Origin of the sequence: Pseudosporangium ferrugineum (genome assembly GCF_003002065.1) — a bacterium.
Lineage (GTDB): Bacteria > Actinomycetota > Actinomycetes > Mycobacteriales > Micromonosporaceae > Actinoplanes > Actinoplanes ferrugineus_A.
This window is the reverse complement of the sequence record NZ_PVZG01000003.1, coordinates 336,859-354,717: the sequence shown is the minus strand read 5'-3', so window position 1 is coordinate 354,717 and position 17,859 is coordinate 336,859. Positions and strand designations below refer to the sequence as shown.

The 17,859-nt window shown below is 71.7% G+C and carries 21 protein-coding genes and 1 pseudogene; 15 read left to right on the top strand and 7 right to left on the bottom strand.

Annotation, left to right across the window (positions count from 1 at the left end):
* Nucleotides 1-60: 60 nt before the first annotated feature.
* Nucleotides 61-1,302, top strand: coding sequence for a chitinase (locus tag CLV70_RS08970; protein WP_106125920.1), 1,242 nt, complete (start codon nucleotides 61-63; stop codon nucleotides 1,300-1,302).
* 14 nt (nucleotides 1,303-1,316) lie between these two features.
* Nucleotides 1,317-2,504: a glycosyl hydrolase family 18 protein gene (locus CLV70_RS08965; RefSeq protein WP_106125919.1), complete on the top strand. Its 1,188-nt coding sequence runs from the start codon at nucleotides 1,317-1,319 to the stop codon at nucleotides 2,502-2,504.
* Between the two features lie 33 nt (nucleotides 2,505-2,537).
* On the opposite strand, the gene CLV70_RS08960 is transcribed toward CLV70_RS08965, so the two are convergent.
* On the bottom strand, nucleotides 2,538-3,203 hold the full coding sequence (locus tag CLV70_RS08960; RefSeq protein WP_106125918.1) for a DedA family protein: 666 nt from the start codon (nucleotides 3,201-3,203) through the stop codon (nucleotides 2,538-2,540).
* A gap of 95 nt (nucleotides 3,204-3,298) precedes the next feature.
* Between CLV70_RS08960 and CLV70_RS08955 the strand changes: the two genes are divergently transcribed.
* From CLV70_RS08955 to CLV70_RS08920, 8 genes are all read left to right on the top strand, one after another.
* On the top strand, nucleotides 3,299-3,643 hold the full coding sequence (locus CLV70_RS08955; RefSeq protein ID WP_106126081.1) for a PadR family transcriptional regulator: 345 nt from the start codon (nucleotides 3,299-3,301) through the stop codon (nucleotides 3,641-3,643).
* Nucleotides 3,640-4,623, top strand: a complete 984-nt coding sequence (locus CLV70_RS08950; RefSeq protein ID WP_106125917.1) for a hypothetical protein — start codon at nucleotides 3,640-3,642, stop codon at nucleotides 4,621-4,623. The genes CLV70_RS08955 and CLV70_RS08950 overlap by 4 nt, the downstream gene beginning before the upstream one ends.
* A 35-nt stretch (nucleotides 4,624-4,658) precedes the next feature.
* Complete coding sequence (locus CLV70_RS08945; RefSeq protein ID WP_106125916.1) at nucleotides 4,659-5,099, top strand: hypothetical protein; 441 nt, start codon at nucleotides 4,659-4,661, stop codon at nucleotides 5,097-5,099.
* 5 nt (nucleotides 5,100-5,104) lie between these two features.
* Nucleotides 5,105-5,968, top strand: a complete 864-nt coding sequence (locus tag CLV70_RS08940; RefSeq protein ID WP_106126080.1) for an HTTM domain-containing protein — start codon at nucleotides 5,105-5,107, stop codon at nucleotides 5,966-5,968.
* Nucleotides 5,949-7,595, top strand: coding sequence for an alpha-amylase family protein (locus tag CLV70_RS08935; RefSeq protein WP_106125915.1), 1,647 nt, complete (start codon nucleotides 5,949-5,951; stop codon nucleotides 7,593-7,595). Before CLV70_RS08940 ends, CLV70_RS08935 begins: the two co-directional genes overlap by 20 nt.
* A gap of 59 nt (nucleotides 7,596-7,654) precedes the next feature.
* Nucleotides 7,655-8,413 carry a 3-oxoacyl-ACP reductase FabG gene (gene fabG / locus CLV70_RS08930; RefSeq protein WP_106125914.1) on the top strand — a complete coding sequence of 253 codons (759 nt, stop codon included), beginning with the start codon at nucleotides 7,655-7,657 and terminating at the stop codon, nucleotides 8,411-8,413.
* Between the two features lie 84 nt (nucleotides 8,414-8,497).
* Nucleotides 8,498-8,899 carry a hypothetical protein gene (locus tag CLV70_RS08925; protein WP_106125913.1) on the top strand — a complete coding sequence of 134 codons (402 nt, stop codon included), beginning with the start codon at nucleotides 8,498-8,500 and terminating at the stop codon, nucleotides 8,897-8,899.
* Nucleotides 8,900-8,901: 2 nt separating this feature from the next.
* Nucleotides 8,902-10,356 carry a glutathionylspermidine synthase family protein gene (locus CLV70_RS08920; protein WP_106125912.1) on the top strand — a complete coding sequence of 485 codons (1,455 nt, stop codon included), beginning with the start codon at nucleotides 8,902-8,904 and terminating at the stop codon, nucleotides 10,354-10,356.
* 24 nt (nucleotides 10,357-10,380) lie between these two features.
* On the opposite strand, the gene CLV70_RS08915 is transcribed toward CLV70_RS08920, so the two are convergent.
* Both CLV70_RS08915 and CLV70_RS08910 read right to left on the bottom strand, forming a co-directional pair.
* Nucleotides 10,381-10,809, bottom strand: a complete 429-nt coding sequence (locus tag CLV70_RS08915; RefSeq protein ID WP_106125911.1) for a hypothetical protein — start codon at nucleotides 10,807-10,809, stop codon at nucleotides 10,381-10,383.
* On the bottom strand, nucleotides 10,802-11,167 hold the full coding sequence (locus tag CLV70_RS08910; protein WP_106126079.1) for a hypothetical protein: 366 nt from the start codon (nucleotides 11,165-11,167) through the stop codon (nucleotides 10,802-10,804). Before CLV70_RS08910 ends, CLV70_RS08915 begins: the two co-directional genes overlap by 8 nt.
* Before the next feature lie 77 nt (nucleotides 11,168-11,244).
* Between CLV70_RS08910 and CLV70_RS08905 the strand changes: the two genes are divergently transcribed.
* A complete protein-coding gene (locus CLV70_RS08905; protein WP_106125910.1) occupies nucleotides 11,245-12,138 on the top strand; it encodes a Gfo/Idh/MocA family protein in 894 nt (297 codons plus the stop codon).
* Here CLV70_RS08905 and CLV70_RS08900 read toward each other — a convergent pair whose 3' ends face one another.
* Nucleotides 12,139-13,356 carry a hypothetical protein gene (locus CLV70_RS08900; protein WP_146163998.1) on the bottom strand — a complete coding sequence of 406 codons (1,218 nt, stop codon included), beginning with the start codon at nucleotides 13,354-13,356 and terminating at the stop codon, nucleotides 12,139-12,141.
* The gene (locus tag CLV70_RS08895; RefSeq protein WP_106125908.1) at nucleotides 13,353-13,856 is read right to left on the bottom strand and encodes a SigE family RNA polymerase sigma factor; all 504 of its coding nucleotides are present in this window, start codon (nucleotides 13,854-13,856) and stop codon (nucleotides 13,353-13,355) included. Before CLV70_RS08895 ends, CLV70_RS08900 begins: the two co-directional genes overlap by 4 nt.
* 126 nt (nucleotides 13,857-13,982) lie before the next feature.
* Here CLV70_RS08895 and CLV70_RS08890 point away from each other — a divergent pair, with 126 nt between their 5' ends.
* The 3 genes and pseudogenes from CLV70_RS08890 to CLV70_RS08880 all read left to right on the top strand — a co-directional run.
* A complete protein-coding gene (locus tag CLV70_RS08890) occupies nucleotides 13,983-14,591 on the top strand; it encodes a sigma-70 family RNA polymerase sigma factor (RefSeq protein WP_106125907.1) in 609 nt (202 codons plus the stop codon).
* Nucleotides 14,588-15,334 (top strand): anti-sigma factor, encoded by a 747-nt coding sequence (locus CLV70_RS08885; protein ID WP_106125906.1) that lies wholly within the window; start codon nucleotides 14,588-14,590, stop codon nucleotides 15,332-15,334. The genes CLV70_RS08890 and CLV70_RS08885 overlap by 4 nt, the downstream gene beginning before the upstream one ends.
* A 22-nt stretch (nucleotides 15,335-15,356) precedes the next feature.
* Nucleotides 15,357-15,485, top strand: a pseudogene (locus CLV70_RS08880) (molybdopterin-dependent oxidoreductase); the annotation flags it as partial.
* A gap of 220 nt (nucleotides 15,486-15,705) precedes the next feature.
* Here the strand turns inward: CLV70_RS08880 and CLV70_RS08875 are convergent.
* Nucleotides 15,706-15,996, bottom strand: a complete 291-nt coding sequence (locus tag CLV70_RS08875) for a hypothetical protein (protein WP_106125905.1) — start codon at nucleotides 15,994-15,996, stop codon at nucleotides 15,706-15,708.
* 299 nt (nucleotides 15,997-16,295) lie between these two features.
* Between CLV70_RS08875 and CLV70_RS08870 the strand changes: the two genes are divergently transcribed.
* Nucleotides 16,296-16,634, top strand: a complete 339-nt coding sequence (locus CLV70_RS08870; RefSeq protein ID WP_245908112.1) for a hypothetical protein — start codon at nucleotides 16,296-16,298, stop codon at nucleotides 16,632-16,634.
* A gap of 3 nt (nucleotides 16,635-16,637) precedes the next feature.
* Here the strand turns inward: CLV70_RS08870 and CLV70_RS08865 are convergent, their stop codons facing one another.
* The gene (locus tag CLV70_RS08865) at nucleotides 16,638-17,606 is read right to left on the bottom strand and encodes an AraC family transcriptional regulator (protein WP_245908111.1); all 969 of its coding nucleotides are present in this window, start codon (nucleotides 17,604-17,606) and stop codon (nucleotides 16,638-16,640) included.
* Nucleotides 17,607-17,859: the final 253 nt, after the last annotated feature.

The following is a 17,859-nucleotide window of genomic DNA, read 5'->3' as shown; positions in this document are numbered from 1 at the left end:
TCTGTTAACACTCCTAATAATTGCCCCACCCCCAGTGCTCCCCGTGGAAGGCCCACCCCCATGCGCCGATCCCTGATACTCGCCGCGGCGGCCGTCCTGGCCGCCACCGGCTCCGCCGTCTACCTCGGCTCGACGGCCAGCGCCGCGGTCGCGTGCGCTCCGGCCTGGAGCTCCTCGGCGGTCTACACCAAGGACATGACCGCCTCACAGTCCGGCCACAACTACACCGCGAAATGGTGGACGCAGAACGAGAGCCCGGCCACGCACAGCGGCCAGTGGGACGTGTGGGCCGACAACGGGGCCTGCGGCGGCACGACGACGCCGACCACCCCGCCGACCACCCCGCCCTCGACGCCCCCCAGCACCCCGCCCTCGACGCCCCCGACCACCCCGCCGACCGGCTCGCTGCCGAAGCACTTCGTCACCGGCTACTGGCAGAACTTCGACAACCCGGCGAACGAGATCAAGCTCGCCGCCGTGCCCGGCACGTACGACCTGATCGCGGTGGCCTTCGCCGACGCGACCGGCACGCCGGGTGCGGTCACCTTCGCCGTCGACCCCGGGCTGTCGGCGAGCGTCGGCGGATACACCGACGCGCAGTTCAAGGCCGACGTCGCCACGCTGCACTCGCGCGGCAAGCGGGTCGTCCTCTCGGTCGGCGGTGAGCGCGGCTCGGTCGCGGTCAACGACTCGGCCGCGGCGACGAACTTCGCCAACTCGGTCTACTCGCTGATGCAGTCGTACGGCTTCGACGGCGTCGACATCGACCTCGAGAACGGCCTCAACCCGACCTACATGGCCCAGGCCCTGCGCAGCCTGCGCGCCAAGGTGGGCTCGAGCCTGCTGATCACCATGGCGCCGCAGACGATCGACATGCAGAACCCGGCGGGCTCGTACTTCAAGCTCGCGCTCGACATCAAGGACATCCTGACGGTCGTCCACACCCAGTTCTACAACTCCGGCGCGATGCTCGGCTGCGACAACAACGCCGCGTACGGGCAGGGCACGGTGAACTTCATCGTCGCCCTCACCTGCATCCAGCTCGAGGCCGGCCTGCGCCCCGACCAGGTCGCCATCGGCCTGCCGGCGACGACCAGCGCGGCGGGCGGCGGCTACGTGTCGCCGTCGGTGGTCAACCAGGCCCTGGACTGCCTGGCCCGCGGCACCAACTGCGGCTCCTTCCGGCCGCCGCGCACGTACCCCGGCCTCCGCGGCGCGATGACCTGGTCGATCAACTGGGACGTCACCGCCGGCAACGGATGGGCCAACGCCGTCTCCCCCCACGTCCACGCCCTTCCCTGACGGAGAAGATCCCCATGCAGAAGTTCAGGATGAGGTACCTCGCCGCGCTCGCCGTGGCGATGACCGGCACCGCCATCGCCGTCGTCCCGATGACCGCCTCCAACGCCGCCGTGGCCTGCGTCCCGGCGTGGAGCTCGAGCGCGGTCTACACCAAGGACATGACCGCGTCGCAGAACGGCCACAACTACACCGCCAAGTGGTGGACGCAGAACGAGAGCCCGGCCACGCACAGCGGCCAGTGGGACGTGTGGGCGGACAACGGCGCCTGCGGCGGCGTCGGCAACCCCGACCCGACGACCCCGGTGCCGACCGACCCGACGACGCCGGGCGGCAAGATGGCGTCCGCGCCGTACCTCTACCCGGGCTGGGGCAACCCGCCGGCGGTGTCGACCGTCATGAACGCCACCGGCATCAAGGCGTTCACCATCGCGTTCGTGCTGGCCAACGGCTGCAACCCGGTGTGGGACGGCGAGGGCGGCCTGACCGGCGGCGCGCACGAGAGCACGATCAACGCGATCAAGGCGAACGGCGGCAGCGTGGTCCCGTCGATCGGCGGCTGGAGCGGTAACAAGCTCGGCCCGAACTGCTCGACGCCGGAGGCGCTCGCGGGGGCGTACCAGAAGATCATCGACACCTTCGGGCTGAAGGCGATCGACATCGACATCGAGAACTCCGACGAGTTCGAGAACACGGTCGTCCAGGACCGGATCCTCAACGCGCTGAAGATCGTCAAGCAGAAGAACCCGAACGTGAAGACGATCCTCACCTTCGGCACGTCGACGACCGGGCCGAACTACTTCGGCACCCGGCTCGTGCAGCAGGCCAAGGCGCTCAACGCCAACATCGACATCTTCACCCAGATGCCGTTCGACTTCAGCGGCGGCGCCGACATGTACGCCAGCACGGTCGGCGCCTCCGAGGGCCTGAAGAACCTGCTCAAGAGCACCTTCGGGTACAGCGACGCGCAGGCGTACTCGCGCATGGGCATCTCCGGCATGAACGGCCTCTCCGACCAGTCGGAGCTGACCACGCCGCAGACCTGGAGCCGGATCCGCGAATACGCCAGCAGCAAGGGCTTCGCCCGGTTCACCTTCTGGTCGGTCAACCGCGACCGGGCCTGCCCCGGCGGCGGCGTGGTCTCCCACTGCTCCGGCATCTCGCAGGCCGACTGGGAGTTCACCAAGATCAGTGCGGCCTTCTGACCCTCCTCAGGGACGCCCGCGCGGCCGTGGATCTCACCGATCCGCGGCCGCGCGGCGGCGTTTACGGACCTTCTTGACGACCCAGTGGGCGACGGCCAGGACGATCAGCGCCCACACCCCGTAGTTGATCCAGTTGCTGTACCGCTCGACGTCCTGCCAGCGGGTGCCGAGGCCGTACCCGGCGCCGACGAAGATGCAGTTCCACACCCCGCTGCCGATCGTGGTGAAGAGGGTGAACTGGCCGAGCGGCATGTGGTTGGCGCCGGCCGGGATCGAGATGACGCTGCGCACCACGGGCGCCATGCGGCCGAACAGCACGGCTCCCCGGGCGTGCCGCTCGAACCACCGGTCCGCGGTGTTCAGGTCGTCGGAGTCCACCAGCGGGATGCGGTCGAGCCAGCGGCGCAGCCGGTCCTCGCCCAGGGCGTACCCGAGCCAGTAGAGCGCCAGCGCACCCACCACCGAGCCGATCGTGGCCGCGACGGTGACCAGGACGAGGTTGACCCGGCCCTGGTGGGCGAGGAAGCCCGCCATGGACAGCACGATCTCGCTCGGGATCGGCGGTATCAGGTTCTCCAGCGCGACGAGCAGGCCCACGCCCACCTCGCCGAGCGCATCGATCACGGACGCGACCCAGCCGGTCAGCCCGGTGAGCCCGCCGAGGTCGCTCTCGGCCGCCAGGACGTACGGGTCGCTCATCGGCACTCCTTCGTGAGGGGTCGGATCCAGGTACCCGGCATCAACAGTACGAACCGTCTGGCGTATATACCTGTCATCGGTATATGGTCCTCCGCGTGACCGACGTACCGATGCGGGAGCCGACCTTCCTCGTGCTCACCGCCCTCGCAGCCACTCCCCAGCACGGATACGCCGTCATCGAGGACGTGGCGAAGATGACCGAGGGGCGGGTCCGGCTGCGCGCCGGCACGCTCTACGCCGCGCTCGACCGGCTGCGCACCGAGGGTCTGATCGAAGTCGACCGGGAAGAGGTGGTGCAGTCCCGGCTGCGGCGCTACTACCGGCTCACCGGGCTGGGGGAGCGGCGGCTGGCCGACGAGTCGGCCCGGTTGCGCAGACAGGCCACGCTTGCCGACGGCCGGCTGCGCGCCCGCCACGACCTCGGAGGTTCCCTCGCATGAGCCAACGGCTGGAGACCTACTACCGGCGGCTGCTCGCGGTCTATCCGTACGAGCACCGGCTCGCGTACGAGGACGAGATGCTCGGCGTCCTCATGGCGGGCGCGGCCCCCGACCGCCGGCGACCCACCGTCGCCGAGGCCACCGACCTGCTGCGGTCCGGCCTCACCGCCCGGGTGCGGCGCGGGGTCGCGGGCCTGCGGGACGCCGGATGGCGCGAGGCCGCCGCCGTCGCCGGCCTGCTCAGCGCCCTCGTGCTCGCGGTGGTCGCGGGCCGCCGGGCCGCCGGCGGCCTGATGAACGTGTGGTTCCAGAACGACACCGCGGTCACGTACGCGCTGCTGGCCGACGTGCTCGCGCGCGCCGCCGCCTGGGCCCTGGTGGTGGCCGTTCTGCTCGCCGGGCTGCGGCGCACGGGCGCTGCCCTGGCGGCGGTCGCCGTGGTGGTGGAGCTCGGTGCGCTGGCGTCGTGGGGCGACGAGTGGCGCTGGGTCGGGATGGGCTGGCTGCTGGTCCTCGCCGCGCTGACCGCGACCCTGATCTTTCTCGCGCGCCGGGCCCGCCCGCCGTCCGAGATCCTCGGCGGGCTCGGCGTCCTGGCCGTCGTCGGAGGGCTCGCCCTTGCCGTGCCGGTCGGCGCGCTGCCCTACCGGCTGCAGTCCGGCACGGGCGGCGACCTGTACCACGCGGTGCTGGCCCTCGTCGTGCTGATCGGGATCCGCCGGGTGCGGGCCGGCGTACGCCACAAGCTCGTCGCCCTGCTCGCGGCCGTCGTCGCGCTGCCGGTGGCTCAGCAGCTCTTTGCCGACGCCCTGGACGTGGGCCGGGTCGCCGAGGTCACCTGGCCGCTGATCCTCGCCCAGGTGCTCTTCCTGGCCGGGCTGCCGCTGGCGGCGGCACTGAGCGTGCTGGGCGTCGTCTTCCTGCGCGACAAGGTCCGGGTGTCGGTGGCGGTGACCCGGGTCGACGGAAAGTCGGATTAGTCCTGGTGGCGCGGCGGCGGTAGGTTCCCTGGACGATGGACACGTTGAGCTCCCGGGGGCGGGCGGTCCGGGTGGCGGTCACCGCCCTCGGCGCCGTGCTGCTGCTCCTCGGCACCTTCTGGGGTCAGGACGACGACTTCCCGTTCGGGCCGTTCCGGATGTATTCCACCGCGCCGGGCCCGGACGCCGATGCGCCGGACACCCGGGTGGAAGGCGTCGACACCGGCGGGCGGACGATCGTGCTGACCGAGGCGAACAGCGGGCTGCGCCGGGCCGAGATCGAGGGGCAGCAGCAGGCGTACGTCGACGATCCGGGCCGGTTGCGGCAGATCGCCGTCGCGTACGGCGAGAAGAGCCCCGGCGCCGCGCCGCTGACCACCGTCCGGATCGTGATCCGCTGGGCCGGGATCGAGGACTCCCGGCCGACCGGGAGCAGCCACGACGAGGTCGTCGCCACCTGGACGGCGGCGCCGTGAGCCGGATCGCCGCCTGGCTGACCGAGGCGGTGCCGCGCGGGCGGATCGCGGCCTTCCGGACCCTGATCTACCTCTTCGTCGCCGCCGACCTGGTCGTTTTCACGCCGTGGGTACGCCACCACGCCTCCACCCCCGGCGACCTCTACGAGCCGCTGCGGGTGGGCCGCCTGCTGCACCTGCCGACGCCCACCCCGCTGCTCGTGCACACCATCTTCTGGCTGCTCCTGGCGGTGGCGCTGGTGGCCGCCTCGGGGCGTGCGCCGCGGCTGCTCGGCTGGACCGTCTTCGCGCTCTACTTCGAGTGGATGGTCATCGCGATGAGCTACGGGAAGGTCGACCACGACCGGATCGGGCTGCTCGTGGCGCTCGCGGCCCTGCCCACCGCGGGGCGTGCGCGGCACGGCGATGCCACCCGGTCCGAGGCCGGCGGCTGGGCGCTGCGGGTCACCCAGATCGCGGTCGTGTGCACGTATTTCCTGGCGGCGTGGGCGAAGCTGCGCTTCGGCGGGCTCGACTGGGTGACCAGCTCGGTCCTGGCCCGGGCGATCGTGCGGCGCGGCACCGACCTGGCCGACCTGATCGCCGGCGTGCCGTACCTGCTCATCCTGGCCCAGTTCGGGATCATGGCGTTCGAGCTGGGCAGCCCGGTCATATTCGCGCTCAACGAGCGGTGGCGGAACCGGGCGGTGGCGTTCTTCTACTCGTTCCACCTGGTCACCTTCGCCACCATCACGATCTCGTTCGCGCCGCACCTCGCGGCGCTGGCGAGCTTCCTGGCGCTCGAGAAGGTCCGTCCCGTGAAGTGGGCGCGACGTTTCCTGCGACGCCGCCCCGGTCATGTAGAGGAGCATGAGCGACCGGTGGTATGAGAAAGCCGTCATCTACTGCCTCGACATCGACGTGTACGCCGACAGCGACGGCGACGGTGTCGGCGACATCCGCGGGCTGATCGGGCGGCTCGACTATCTGGCCCGGCTGGGCGTGACCTGCCTGTGGCTCAACCCCATCCACCCGTCCCCGGACCGCGACGACGGCTACGACGTCGAGGACTTCTACAACGTCGACCCGCGCTTCGGCACCCTCGGGGACTTCGCCGAGCTGCTGCACCAGGCGGGCAACCGGGGCATCAAGGTGATCATCGACCTGGTGGTCAACCACACGTCCGACAAGCACCCGTGGTTCCAATCGGCGCGGTCCTCGCCGGACTCGCCGTACCGGGACTGGTACGTCTGGTCCGAGACCGCGCCGGCGGACCGCCATCAGGGCATGGTCTTCCCCGGCGAGCAGGACGAGACGTGGACCTACGACCGGACCGCGAAGCAGTGGTACTACCACCGGTTCTACAAGTTCCAGCCGGACCTCAACATCAAGAACCCGCGCGTCCGCGAGGAGATCAAGAAGATCTGCGCGTTCTGGCTCCAGCTGGGCGTCGCCGGGTTCCGGATGGACGCCGTGCCGTTCATCATCGAGGAGACCGAGCCGGGCAACCCGAACTCGCCCAAGAACCTGGAGTTCCTCAGCGACCTGCGGCAGCACATCCAGTGGCGCAAGGGCGACGCCGTGCTGCTCGCCGAGGCGAACGTGGAACCGGCCGAGCTCAAGCACTTCTTCGGCGACGACGGCGGCTCGTCCAACCGCATCCACATGCTCTTCGACTTCATGCTCAACGGGCGGCTGATGCTGGCGCTGGCCCGGCGCAACCCCGAGCCGATCATCGAGGCGCTGCGCGAGACGCCGGCGCTGCCCGACGGCGGCCAGTGGGCCACCTTCCTGCGCAACCACGACGAGGTGGACCTCTCCCGGCTCACCGCCGAGCAGCGCAAGGACGTCTTCGCCGAGTTCGGCCCGGACGAGAACATGCAGCTGTACGGCCGGGGCATCCGGCGCCGGCTCGCCCCGATGCTCGGCGGCGACCGGCGGCGGGTCGAGCTGGCGTACGCGCTGCAGTTCAGCCTGCGCGGCACGCCGGTGCTGCGCTACGGCGAGGAGATCGGCATGGGCGACGACCTCGCGCAGGACGGGCGCAACGCCATCCGTACGCCGATGCAGTGGTCCGGCCTGCCCAACGGCGGCTTCTCCACGGCGGACCCGAAGGACCTGGTCCGCCCGGTGATCTCCGACCCGGAGTACGGCTACGAGCAGGTCAACGTGACCCTCCAGCGGCACGACCCGGCGTCGCTGCTGTCCTGGTTCGAGCGGATGATCCGTACCCTGCGGGAGGCTCCCGAGGTGGGCAGCGGCACCTGCACACACATCGACATCCCGGCGCCCCCGGGTGTGCTGGTGCACCGCGCGGACGACCGTACGGGAACCATGGTCTTCCTCCACAACCTCGGCCCGGACGACGGCGTGGTGGATCTGCACACGCTGGAGCCGGAGGCCGAGTTCCCGAACGACGTGCTCGCCGACAGCGACTACCCCGACCCGGGCAAGCTCGACGCCCTGCCGGTGAAGGGGTACGGCTACCGCTGGATCCGGCTGCGCCGCAAGGTGTGAACCCGCCGGTAACAACTGGGCTAGAGTCGGCCGATCACCACACCTGCGGGAGGCCATGAATGACCCAGCCGAGTCGGGTAGCGATCGTCACCGGAGCCGCACGCGGCATCGGCGAGGCGACCGCCCGCAAGCTCGCCGCCGACGGCCTGGCCGTGGCGGTCGTCGACCTCGACGAGGGCGCGTGCGCGAACACCGTCACGGAGATCCACGACGCGGGCGGCACCGCCCTCGCCGTCGGCGCCGACGTGTCGGACCCGGGGCAGGTCACGGCGGCCGTCGAGCGGGTCGCGGCCGAGCTCGGCCCGCCGACCGTGCTGGTCAACAACGCCGGCGTGCTGCGCGACAACCTGCTGTTCAAGATGACCGACGACGACTGGGAGACCGTCATGGCGGTCCACCTGCGCGGCGCGTTCCTGTTCAGCCGGGCGGTGCAGAAACACATGGTCGACGCCGGTTGGGGGCGTATCGTCAGCCTGTCCAGCACGTCCGCGCTGGGCAACCGGGGTCAGGCGAACTACGCGGCGGCCAAGGCCGGCATCCAGGGCTTCACCAAGACGCTGGCCATCGAGCTCGGCCGGTTCGGCATCACGGCGAACTCGGTCGCGCCGGGCTTCATCGTGACGGACATGACCGCCGCGACCGCCGCCCGGATGGGTGTCGACTTCGCCGACTTCGAGAAGGCGGCGACCGGCCAGATCCCGGTCGGCCGGGCGGGCCGTCCCGAAGACGTGGCGAACACCGTATCCTTCCTGGTCAGTGAGGGAGCGGGGTTCGTGTCCGGCCAGGTGATCTACGTGGCCGGCGGGCCACGCGCGTAGCGGCCTGTCTTGATCGGGGTCGCTACACATGATGGGGCGACCCCGAGGCGAGAAAGGGCGGAGAAGCCGACTGTGAACCGACGGATGAGCTCTCGTAGCGTTGCTCTGACCAGCACGTTCCTGCTGTTGGCCGCGGGTGGTACGGCGGCCTGCGACAACGGCAACGAATACCACGACGAGGGCTTCTACTGCGCCGACGAGAACGGCGTCATCGTCGACGAGGACTACTGCGACGACGACTACAACGGTGGCGGCGGCGGAGGCGGATTCTTCATCTGGCACTCGAGCGGCTACCGGTCCGGCTACCCGGTCGGGTCGCGGCTGCCGGCGGGCGGGTCGAAGTTCGCGTACAACGACAAGTCCTCGCGCTCGAAGTTCGGCCTGCCGTCGTCCGGCAAGATCGGCAACGGCACGGTGAAGACCAGCGTCGTCGGCAAGGGCGGCAGCGGTTCCTCGGGCAAGTCCAGCAGCCGGTCGGGTGGCTGAGGTTGCGCCGGATCCCGTACGGGCCGGTCCGCGACGGCTGGCGGCTCACGAACTACAGCCTCGGACTGACCTACAACGACACCGAGCTGCCCGACGGGACGATGATCTCGTACTGGCAGGAGGGGCCGTACTACGACTTCACCGAGGCGGAGATCGAGGAGCTGGAGACGGCCACCACGGTGCTCAACAGCATGTGCCTCGACGCCGGTGACTGGATGGTCGAGCAGTGCCCCCGGCACACCGCGCAGGGCCGCCGCGACGGCTACTTCGCCTCGGTGTGCACCCCGGAGAGCTGCTTCCTGGCGAAGATCGGCATCCCCGAGTACGCCCACGAGCAGATCATCCGTACGTGGTTCGACGGCGACGCCGAGACCTGGACCCACGGCGACAAGGACCCGGACGGCCGCCTGCCGCTGCAGACGCCCGACTATTCGCCGAGCGTCTACGGCCGCTTCGACCTCTGGTACAACGGCGCGGGCAGCGTGCCCCGCCTGCTCGAATACAACGCGCAGACGCCGACGTCGCTGGTCGAGGCCGCGGTCATCCAGTGGCACTGGGCGGACCAGACCAACCTTACCCAGCACCCGTGGCGGCAGTGGAACTCGCTGCACGACCGCCTGGTCGGCTGGGAGGCGGCCGAGGGCGAGCCCGCCAACCCGGGCGCGTGGAAGCGCAACCTCGGCAAGTTGCGCGAGGCCCGGCCCTGGCTGCCGGAGAAACCCAAGATCTATTTCGCGTACGAGACCAGCGAGACCACCGGCGAGGACCGGATGAACGTGGCGTACCTGATGGCCACGGCGGAGGAGGCCGGCTACCCGGTCGAGCTGATCGCGATGAGCCAGATCGGCTGGGACGTGGCCGGCGACCGGGTCCTGTTCGTGCCGGCTCCGGGCCAGGAGCACAAGGCCGAGCCGATCGACGTGATCTTCATGCTCTACCCGTGGGAGTGGTTCTGGAACGAGGAGGGCGGCAAGGCCTTCTTCCGGAACATGGCGGATCCGGCCAAGCGCGGCACGGTGTGGATCGAGCCCCCGTACAAGGCGGCCCTGCTCGGCAACAAGGCGCTGCTCCCGGTGCTGTGGAAGCTGTTCGGCGACGACCCGGAGCGCGGTAAGTACCTGCTCCCCGCGTACTTCGCGGAGTCGTCGTCGGCGGCCAAGCTGACGTCGTACGCGAAAAAGCCGGTCTGGGGTCGCGAGGGCGGCTCGGTCACCCTGGTCAAGGACGGCGTGACCCTCACCGAGAACCCCTCCGAGTACGGCGCGGACGGCCGTTTCGTGGTGCAGGAGCTGCTCGAGCTGCCCTCGTTCGAGGGCCTGGAGGGCGTGGTCCATCCGGTGATCGGCTCGTGGCTGATCGACGGCGAGCCGGCCGGCATGGGCATCCGCGAGGGGCTCGGCGAGGACGGCCTGGTCACCAAGGACCGCTGCAACTTCCTGCCGCACATCATCTCGTGACGGCCCGCGGTGGGCCGGCGCGGCCTACCGCGGCCGGTTGTGCCGCAGCCACCAGAGGCCGATGAACGGCAGCACCAGCGGGACGTAGCCGTAGCCGCTGCCGTAGTGCGACCACACCGTGTCGTCCGGGAAGGCGACCGCGTCCGCGATGCTCAGGGTGCCCACGATCAGCACGCCGAGCAGCTCGATCGTGCAGCTCGTCAGCGCGATCAGCCGGCCGCGGGCGCCGCCGAGGGCGAGGCCCGCCGTGGCCGCGAGGTACACCAGGCCGGCGAAGGCCGACAGGAGGTAGGCGAGCGGCGCCTCGGAGAAGTGGGTGGCGATCTGGACCAGGGCGCGGGCGCTCGCGGACAGGGCGAAGATGCCGTACACGAGGAGCAGCACGCGGCCGAGGCCGGAACCCAGGGCGGCGTCCCGGGGCCGGGCCGGGGCCGGGGTCGGCGGGTCAGCCACCGGTCACCTCCGCGAGCTGCTGCAGGCGCAGCACCAGGACCGGCAAGGTCAGCGCGGCGACGCCGAGGATGAGGCTGCCCCAGCGGGTCGGCTCGAGGCGGGCCAGGTAGACCGCGACCGGGGCGAAGCCGACCGTGGTGATCAGGTAGCCGACGAAGGTGGTCCACTCGGCCGGCCGGTCACCCACGAACAGGCCGACGACGGCGACCACCACCAGGACGGCCACCAGGGCTCCGAGGCCGAGCATGGCCCAGAGGTCGAGGTTGCCCGGTGGGCGGTCGAGGGCCGTACGGACCAGGTACCAGACCGCCAGCACCAGGGCCACCACGATCGTGGCGATCGAGAGGGGGCCGTTCATCACCGGCACAGCGTACTGACCAGTGCGGGCGTGTTAGCTTTCGGCCGGGTGATCTGCGGCGGGAAGGCGGCACGGCGATGCGGTTCGGACTTTTCGGTACGGGGCCCTGGGCCCACCAGGCGCACGCACCGGCGCTGGCGGCGCACGAGGGCGTGGAGTTCACCGGGGTGTGGGGACGCAACCCGGAGAAGGCGGCGGCGCTCGCCGAGGAGTTCGGCGCCAAGCCGTACGCGGAGATCGACGCCCTGATCGCCGACGTGGACGCCATCGCGGTGGCCCTGCCGCCCGACGTGCAGGCGGACATCGCGCTGCGGGCGGCCCGGGCCGGCAAGCACCTGCTGCTCGACAAGCCGGTCGCGTTCACCGCCGCCGCCGCCGAGGAGGTCGTCGCCGCGGCGGCCGAGCACAACGTCGCCAGCGTGGTCTTCTTCACCCGCCGGTTCATGCCGCAGATCCAGGAGTTCGTCGAGCGGGCCCGCGCCACCGGCGGCTGGCTGGAGGCGCGCATCGACCACCTGGGCTCGATCTTCGTGCCCGGCAACCCGTTCGGCGAGTCGGCCTGGCGCAAGGAGAGCGGCGGCCTCTGGGACGTCGGGCCGCACGCCGTGGCGCTGGTGCTCCCGGTGCTCGGCCCGGTCACCGAGGTGACCGCGCTGGCCGGGACCCGGGACATGACCCACATCCTGCTGCGGCACGCCGAGGGCGCGGTCAGCACGCTGACCCTCTCGCTGGACGCCCCGGCGAAGCTCGAACGCGAGGACGCCGCCCTGTTCGGCGAGTCCGGCGTCGCCACCGTCCCGCCGGTGCAGTGGCGGCCGGTGGAGGCGTTCGGCCGGGCCCTCGACGCGCTGATCGGCGCGGCGGACGGCGGCCCGGCCTCCCCCCTCGACGTGCGCTTCGGCGCCGACGTGGTGAAGATCCTCGCGGCCGCCGCCGAGTCGATCAGCGACGGCCGCACGGTGGCTCTCTGACTACCGGCACCGCCACAGCAGCGGCTGGTTCTGGATGTCGTCGCCGATCACGTAGCCGGCGGCGACCAGGCCGTCGTCGCTGTAGCTGTTGATCAGGTAGTCCGGGTGGGCCGCGGCCTTCGGGTACGCCGGCAGCTCCGTCGTCACCCCGCCCGCACTGGTGATCACCGGCAGGCGGGCGGTGCCGAGCACCCAGCCGTTGGCCGCGACGCGCTGGGGCAGGCCGGCGTCCGCGGGCAGGCGCTCGTACCGCCCGGTGGAGACGCGGTAGCGGAACGGGGCGAAACTCCGCTCCCGCTTGGTGTCGACGACGCTGCGGCCGACCACCCAGCCGTTACGGATCGCCTCCGGCCAGAACATGGTGGCCTTGGTGCCGTCGACGTCGGGCAGGGGCATCTTGCGGGCGGTGCCGTCGGCCAGCCACAGGTAGCCGCTGCCCTCCCTGTTCTTCCCCTCGACCGTGCCCACCACCGTGCCGTCCTCGTCGATGTCGACCGCGGTGCCGACGGTCATGCCCGCGGGCATCGGCAGGCTCTCCGGCTGGGCCGTGCGGGACGACCAGCGTGCCGGCCTGCCCTCGTACGCGGGCCCGAGGCTGCCGACGATGACGCCCTTGTCGTTGAGGGCGACGGCGGCACCCTCCCCGCCCGCGAGGGCGGTCAGCTTGCCCTCGGCGTACGACCAGGGCTTGATCTCCGGGTCGAAGCTGAACCCGACCGCGTCGCCGTGGGAATTGAGGTCCTCGAGGCTCTGATCGCTGCCGCTCATGTCCACGCTGGCGGCGAGCTTGCCGTCGCGCCACAGCACCAGCGGGTACGACATGGACCCGCGCTTCGGGTACGTCCGCCCGGCCAGCCACGTACCGGTCGGGTCGCCGCCGGTGACCAGGGCCTTCCGCACGCCGTCGGTGGGCAGCCGGGTGACCCGGCAGTCCCGCGGCCCGGCCGGCGCGGCCGTGACCGGCGGCTCCGTCGTGGCGACCGGGGCCCGCTCCGGTGCCGGCCGTCCCGCCGCCGAGAAGGCGAGCGTGCCGCCGGCCGCGGCGGTCGCGGTCAGGGCCACCACCGCCGTGCCACTCGCCCACCAGCGCGAGAGCCGCCGCCGGCGACCGTCGCGCATCGCCCGCGCCACGTCGATCCGGGCCGGGCCGTCGGGCTCGCCGGCCAATGGACGCAGGAGCGCGACGCCGTACTCTTCGTCATCCGCTTGCTTGGTCACCGTGCCATACCAATCTCGAGGGGGTTGCCGAGAATGCGGCGCAGGGCCGCGAGTCCATGTGCCGTCTGGCTCTTCACGGTGCCTTCGCTGCACCCCAGGGCGCGGGCGACGTCGGCCACCGGCTGATCGCAGAGGAAACGCAGAACGAGGACCGCCTGCTGGCGCGGCGGCACCCGGGTCAGGGCCGCGCGCAGCATCGCGCGTTCCTCGACCCCGGGGTGCGGCGGCGCCGGCCGTTCGGGCGGGACGCCGAGCCGGACCTTCCACCAGCCGCGGCGTTTCTCGTCGAGGAACGCGCGGACCAGGATCGAGTGCACGTACGCGTCGAGGTTGTCCACCCGCCCGATCCGCGGCCAGCGCGCGTACAGCTTGGTGATGGTCTCCTGCACCAGGTCGTCGGCCTGATGGGTGTCGCCGCAGAGCAGGTACGCCGTACGCCTCAGCGCCGCCGCCCGCCCGTGGACGTATGCCACGTATTCCGGGTCTGATCCGTCAGCCATGCCACGCTCCTGTTCGCGTCCCCCTAGTAGACGGGAGTTCGGCAGGATCGGTTGTAGACCCATCCGCGATGGCCGTCGGCGCCGAATGAGCGTTGAATGCCCCTGAACGATCGAGAGGCGGAAGCGATGACCGAGTACGGCGCTGCCCGGCGGCCGGATCACCTGTCCGCGGTGCCGGCCCCGCCCGCCGACGTCGGTGAGCTGTTACGCGCGACCGCCCGGGGTGACGAGGCGGCCTTCGCGCGGCTGTACGACCTGGTCGCCCCGCGCGTGTACGGCCTCATCCGGCGGGTCCTGCGGGATCCGGCCCAGGCCGAGGAGGTCGCGCAGGAGGTGCTGGTCGAGGTGTGGCGTACGGCCGCCCGCTACGACCCGGCCCGCGGCTCGGCGACGGCGTGGGTGTTCACCATCGCGCACCGCCGCGCGGTGGACCGGGTCCGCGCCGAGCAGGCCTCCGCCGACCGGACCATGAAGGTCGGCGTCGCGTCCGTGGAGACCCCGTACGACGAGGTCGTGGACGAGGTGTCCGGCCGGCTCGAACGCCAGCAGGTGCGGCACTGCATGGACGATCTCACCGAGTTGCAGCGGCAGGCGGTGACGCTCGCGTACTACCAGGGCCACTCGTACCGCGAGGTGGCCGATCTGCTCGGGACCCCGCTGCCCACGGTCAAGACCCGGATGCGCGACGGCCTGATCCGCCTGCGCGACTGCCTGGGTGTGGAGGTGACGGCATGACGTCGGCGGAGGTGCATTCGCTGGTCGGCGCGTACGCGCTCGACGCGGTCGACGATCTGGAACGGGCCGCCTTCGAGCGGCACATGGCCGGCTGCGCGGCGTGCCGCAACGAGCTGGACGAGCTGCGCGAGACCGCGGCGCGGATGGCGGACAGCACGTGGTCGGTGCCGCCGCCCGGCCTGCGGACCGAGGTGATGGCGGCGATCGGGCGTACCCGTCAGCTTCCGCCGGCCGACCTCGGCGGGCAGGGCGCCGGCGACCGGCCGTCCCGCTGGCGCCGCTACACGGTCGCCGCCGCGGCGGCGGTGGTCCTGGCCGCGGGCACGGGCGCGACCGTCTATGCGATCCAGGACCAGCGGGTACGCGACCAGAGCGCGATCGCGACGGCCGCCCGGCAGTACGAGGCCCGCACCCGCGACATCCTGTCGGCGCCGGACGTGGTCTTCCGCACGTCGCCGATGCGCGGCGGCGGCAAGGTCACCGTGGCGTCCTCGGCCTCCCGCGACGCCGGGGTCGTGCTGCTCGGCGCGGACGTCGCACCGGCCGGCGACCGGGCGTTCCAGCTGTGGGCGATCCGGGGCAATACGCCGACGACGGCCGGGGTGCTGGCGGCGGGGGAGGCGTCCGCGGTGCGGATCGTCGACGGCCTGCCGGGCAGCGACGGCCTCGGGGTGACGCTGGAGCCGGCCGGTGGCTCGGCGACGCCGACGCAGCCGCTGGTCGCCCAGGTTCCCCTGGTCTAAACCCCGGCGATCACCGATCCTCGACGGCCGCGACACGATGCTCTGCGTCGGCATGAACGGCGAGCCGCTCCCGCTCGAGCACGGCTTCCCGGTCCGCATGCTCACCCCCGGCCTGTACGGATATGCCGGCGCCTGCAAGTGGGTGACCGAATGGAACTGACCACCATCACCGCGACCGTCGAATAAGCCCTCCGGCCCTCCGGCCCTCCGGCCCTCCGGCCCTCCGGCCCTCCGGCCCTCCGGCCCTCCGGCCCTCCGGCGCGCTGACCGGCTGGCCCGCCGGCCGTGCCGGTCCCGCCGGCCGTGCCGGTCCCGCCGGCCGCGCCGGTCCCGCCGGTCCCGTGGTCCCGTCGGCCCGGGCGGTCAGCCGGTCAGGGGACGGTGCGTTCGATGGCCGCCGCGCCGTCGCGGTCGAGCTCCCGCCGGGCCCGTTCGACGTTCTCCGGGGTCGGGTCGCGGCCCTCCGCCACCGCCAGGTCGGCCGGCTCCCACGGCTGGTCGGCCCCGGTGCGCACGATCGGTTCCTCGCCCGGCGCGAGGAACTGCGGGTTCTCGGAATCCGGCCCGCCCCCGGTGACGAAGGCGTCGACCGCGACGTCGTCCTCGATCGCGTCCGCCACCTCCGGAGTCTCCTCGAGCGGCGGGCGGTTCGGCTCTGTCATGGCTCCTCCAAACGCTGGGCCCCAGTCATCCTCCTCCGCGGCGCAGCCCTTCGCATCCCGGTCGCGGGCGCCTGTGGAAAACGGACGATCGATGCGTCCGACAGCCAAGCGAGCGTGATTCGGACAACCGTCGCGCGCATCGGATGGACGGTGCGTAGCGGGCCGAATACATTTCTGCGGTGTCATGTGTGTGCGCGTTCCGGCGGGGATCGTGCACACCCGTGGCGAGGGGAACGAGAAATGAGCGAAAGCTGCGAGGTCCGGCAGCGGCCGGGCCCGATGGCGTCAGGCCCGGCGAGGTGACCGGCCTGCCCGACGCGGAGCGCGATGCCGGCGAGGTGGTGCGCCTGCTGGCAACGCTCGCCGCGCGGTTGCGTGCCCGCGACATCGACCTCGGCGACGAGCAGGAGTTGATCGCGCTGCTGGCCGCGGACGGTGGCGCGGCGGCGACCCGGGTCCTGGCCTACCTGCGCGACCTCCAGGGCTCCGGGGACGGCGTGGCGGCCGCGGTGCCGCCGCGGCTGGGCCCGTGGCGCGAGTGGGTGCCACCGCGCGGTCACCTCTTCGGCACGGCGCCGGCCCCGGCGCCACGGGTGGAGGGTTTTCCCAGGCCACGGCGCCGCGATCCCGGCGAATGACAGCTAGGCGGGGCCGCGCAGCGTCTCCGAGGGACACACCCCGAAGCGATTCCGGTACGCCGAAGCGAACCTTCCGAGGTGCGCGAACCCCCAGCGGTGCGCCACCGCGGCCACGGTCGCGCGCGACGGGTCCTCGCGGCGCAGGGACTCGTGCGCGCGTGCCAGGCGTACCTGTTGCAGGTAGGTCATGGGCGCGCACCCCACGGACCGGCGGAAGCCCTCCTGGAGCGACCGCACGCTCACCCCGGCGATCCTGGCCAGGTCCGCCACCGTGAAGGGGCGTTCCGGTTCGTCCTGGATCGCGTCGATGACCCGTTGCACGGCGCGCGGCGGGCCGGCCGGCGCGGGCGCGTTGAGCTCCTCGGTGTAGCGGTGCGGCACGCTGAGCAGCAGCCCACTCAGGACGCTGCGGCGCAGGTGCTCCGCGATCAGGGGCTGGCGGACCAGGCTGGCCGGGTGGCCGATCTCGGCCCGCAGCATCCGTACGAGCGTGCCCCAGCTGCGCGCCGGCCCGGACCGGAGGTCGACGACCGCGGGCAGGTCGATGGGGCCGGTGACCGGGCGGCCGAGCAGGGCGGCGAGCTCCGCCTCCAGCGCCGGCTGCTCGATCTTGACGTCGAGTTCGGCCGAGTTGGCCGCGTGCAGGGTGTAGACGGGCTTGCCGGGCCCGTACAGTACGGCGCTTCCCGGGTCGGCGGTGATCTCGAGGCCGGCGTACCAGACATGCAGTTGACCGGTGGTGGGGATGGTGATGTGGTACGCCTCGAGCTCGCTGGCGACGAGCGTCACGGGGGCGCCAAAACCCAGGTGGCCGACGGTCAAGGGTCCGAGTTGGATCACGTCGGCGTGGAACTCGAAGCCGTCGGGACCCTCCGGCGCCGCCACCGCCAGGGGGTGGTAGAACCGGGCCAGCAGAGACCGGGTGTCGTCGATGTCGACACTGCTGAAGCTCGCGGTCGCGCGGGTAACCACCGAGGGCGTCACTGTCCTGAAGTGAGCGTCAACCATCTCGTAAGGCACTCCTGCGCATACGGTGAGTATTCGTGGCAGGTAGGAGCACGTCAATGTCCCGACGCGGCCGGTGACCGATCCAGCACATTCCGGCCATATGAACTACTCTGGCGTTCCGCGCCTACCTGGCGTAACTTGCAGACCAGCGGATTGTTGTCGGGACGCGGACGTCCGGCCGGGCCTGGGTGAGGCACCGGGTTGCAGAACTGCCAGA

Excerpts from the sequence above, each read along its gene's own strand:
- CLV70_RS08885 (WP_106125906.1), top strand. The coding sequence starts at position 14,588 with ATGACGTCGGCGGAGGTGCATTCGCTGGTCGGCGCGTACGCGCTCGAC.
- fabG (WP_106125914.1), top strand. The coding sequence starts at position 7,655 with ATGACCCAGCCGAGTCGGGTAGCGATCGTCACCGGAGCCGCACGCGGC.
- CLV70_RS08945 (WP_106125916.1), top strand. The coding sequence starts at position 4,659 with ATGGACACGTTGAGCTCCCGGGGGCGGGCGGTCCGGGTGGCGGTCACC.
- CLV70_RS08970 (WP_106125920.1), top strand. The coding sequence starts at position 61 with ATGCGCCGATCCCTGATACTCGCCGCGGCGGCCGTCCTGGCCGCCACC.
- CLV70_RS08935 (WP_106125915.1), top strand. The coding sequence starts at position 5,949 with ATGAGCGACCGGTGGTATGAGAAAGCCGTCATCTACTGCCTCGACATC.
- CLV70_RS08925 (WP_106125913.1), top strand. The coding sequence starts at position 8,498 with ATGAGCTCTCGTAGCGTTGCTCTGACCAGCACGTTCCTGCTGTTGGCC.
- CLV70_RS08965 (WP_106125919.1), top strand. The coding sequence starts at position 1,317 with ATGCAGAAGTTCAGGATGAGGTACCTCGCCGCGCTCGCCGTGGCGATG.
- CLV70_RS08890 (WP_106125907.1), top strand. The coding sequence starts at position 13,983 with ATGACCGAGTACGGCGCTGCCCGGCGGCCGGATCACCTGTCCGCGGTG.
- CLV70_RS08895 (WP_106125908.1), bottom strand. The coding sequence starts at position 13,856 with ATGGCTGACGGATCAGACCCGGAATACGTGGCATACGTCCACGGGCGG.
- CLV70_RS08905 (WP_106125910.1), top strand. The coding sequence starts at position 11,245 with ATGCGGTTCGGACTTTTCGGTACGGGGCCCTGGGCCCACCAGGCGCAC.
- CLV70_RS08910 (WP_106126079.1), bottom strand. The coding sequence starts at position 11,167 with ATGAACGGCCCCCTCTCGATCGCCACGATCGTGGTGGCCCTGGTGCTG.
- CLV70_RS08950 (WP_106125917.1), top strand. The coding sequence starts at position 3,640 with ATGAGCCAACGGCTGGAGACCTACTACCGGCGGCTGCTCGCGGTCTAT.
- CLV70_RS08875 (WP_106125905.1), bottom strand. The coding sequence starts at position 15,996 with ATGACAGAGCCGAACCGCCCGCCGCTCGAGGAGACTCCGGAGGTGGCG.
- CLV70_RS08960 (WP_106125918.1), bottom strand. The coding sequence starts at position 3,203 with ATGAGCGACCCGTACGTCCTGGCGGCCGAGAGCGACCTCGGCGGGCTC.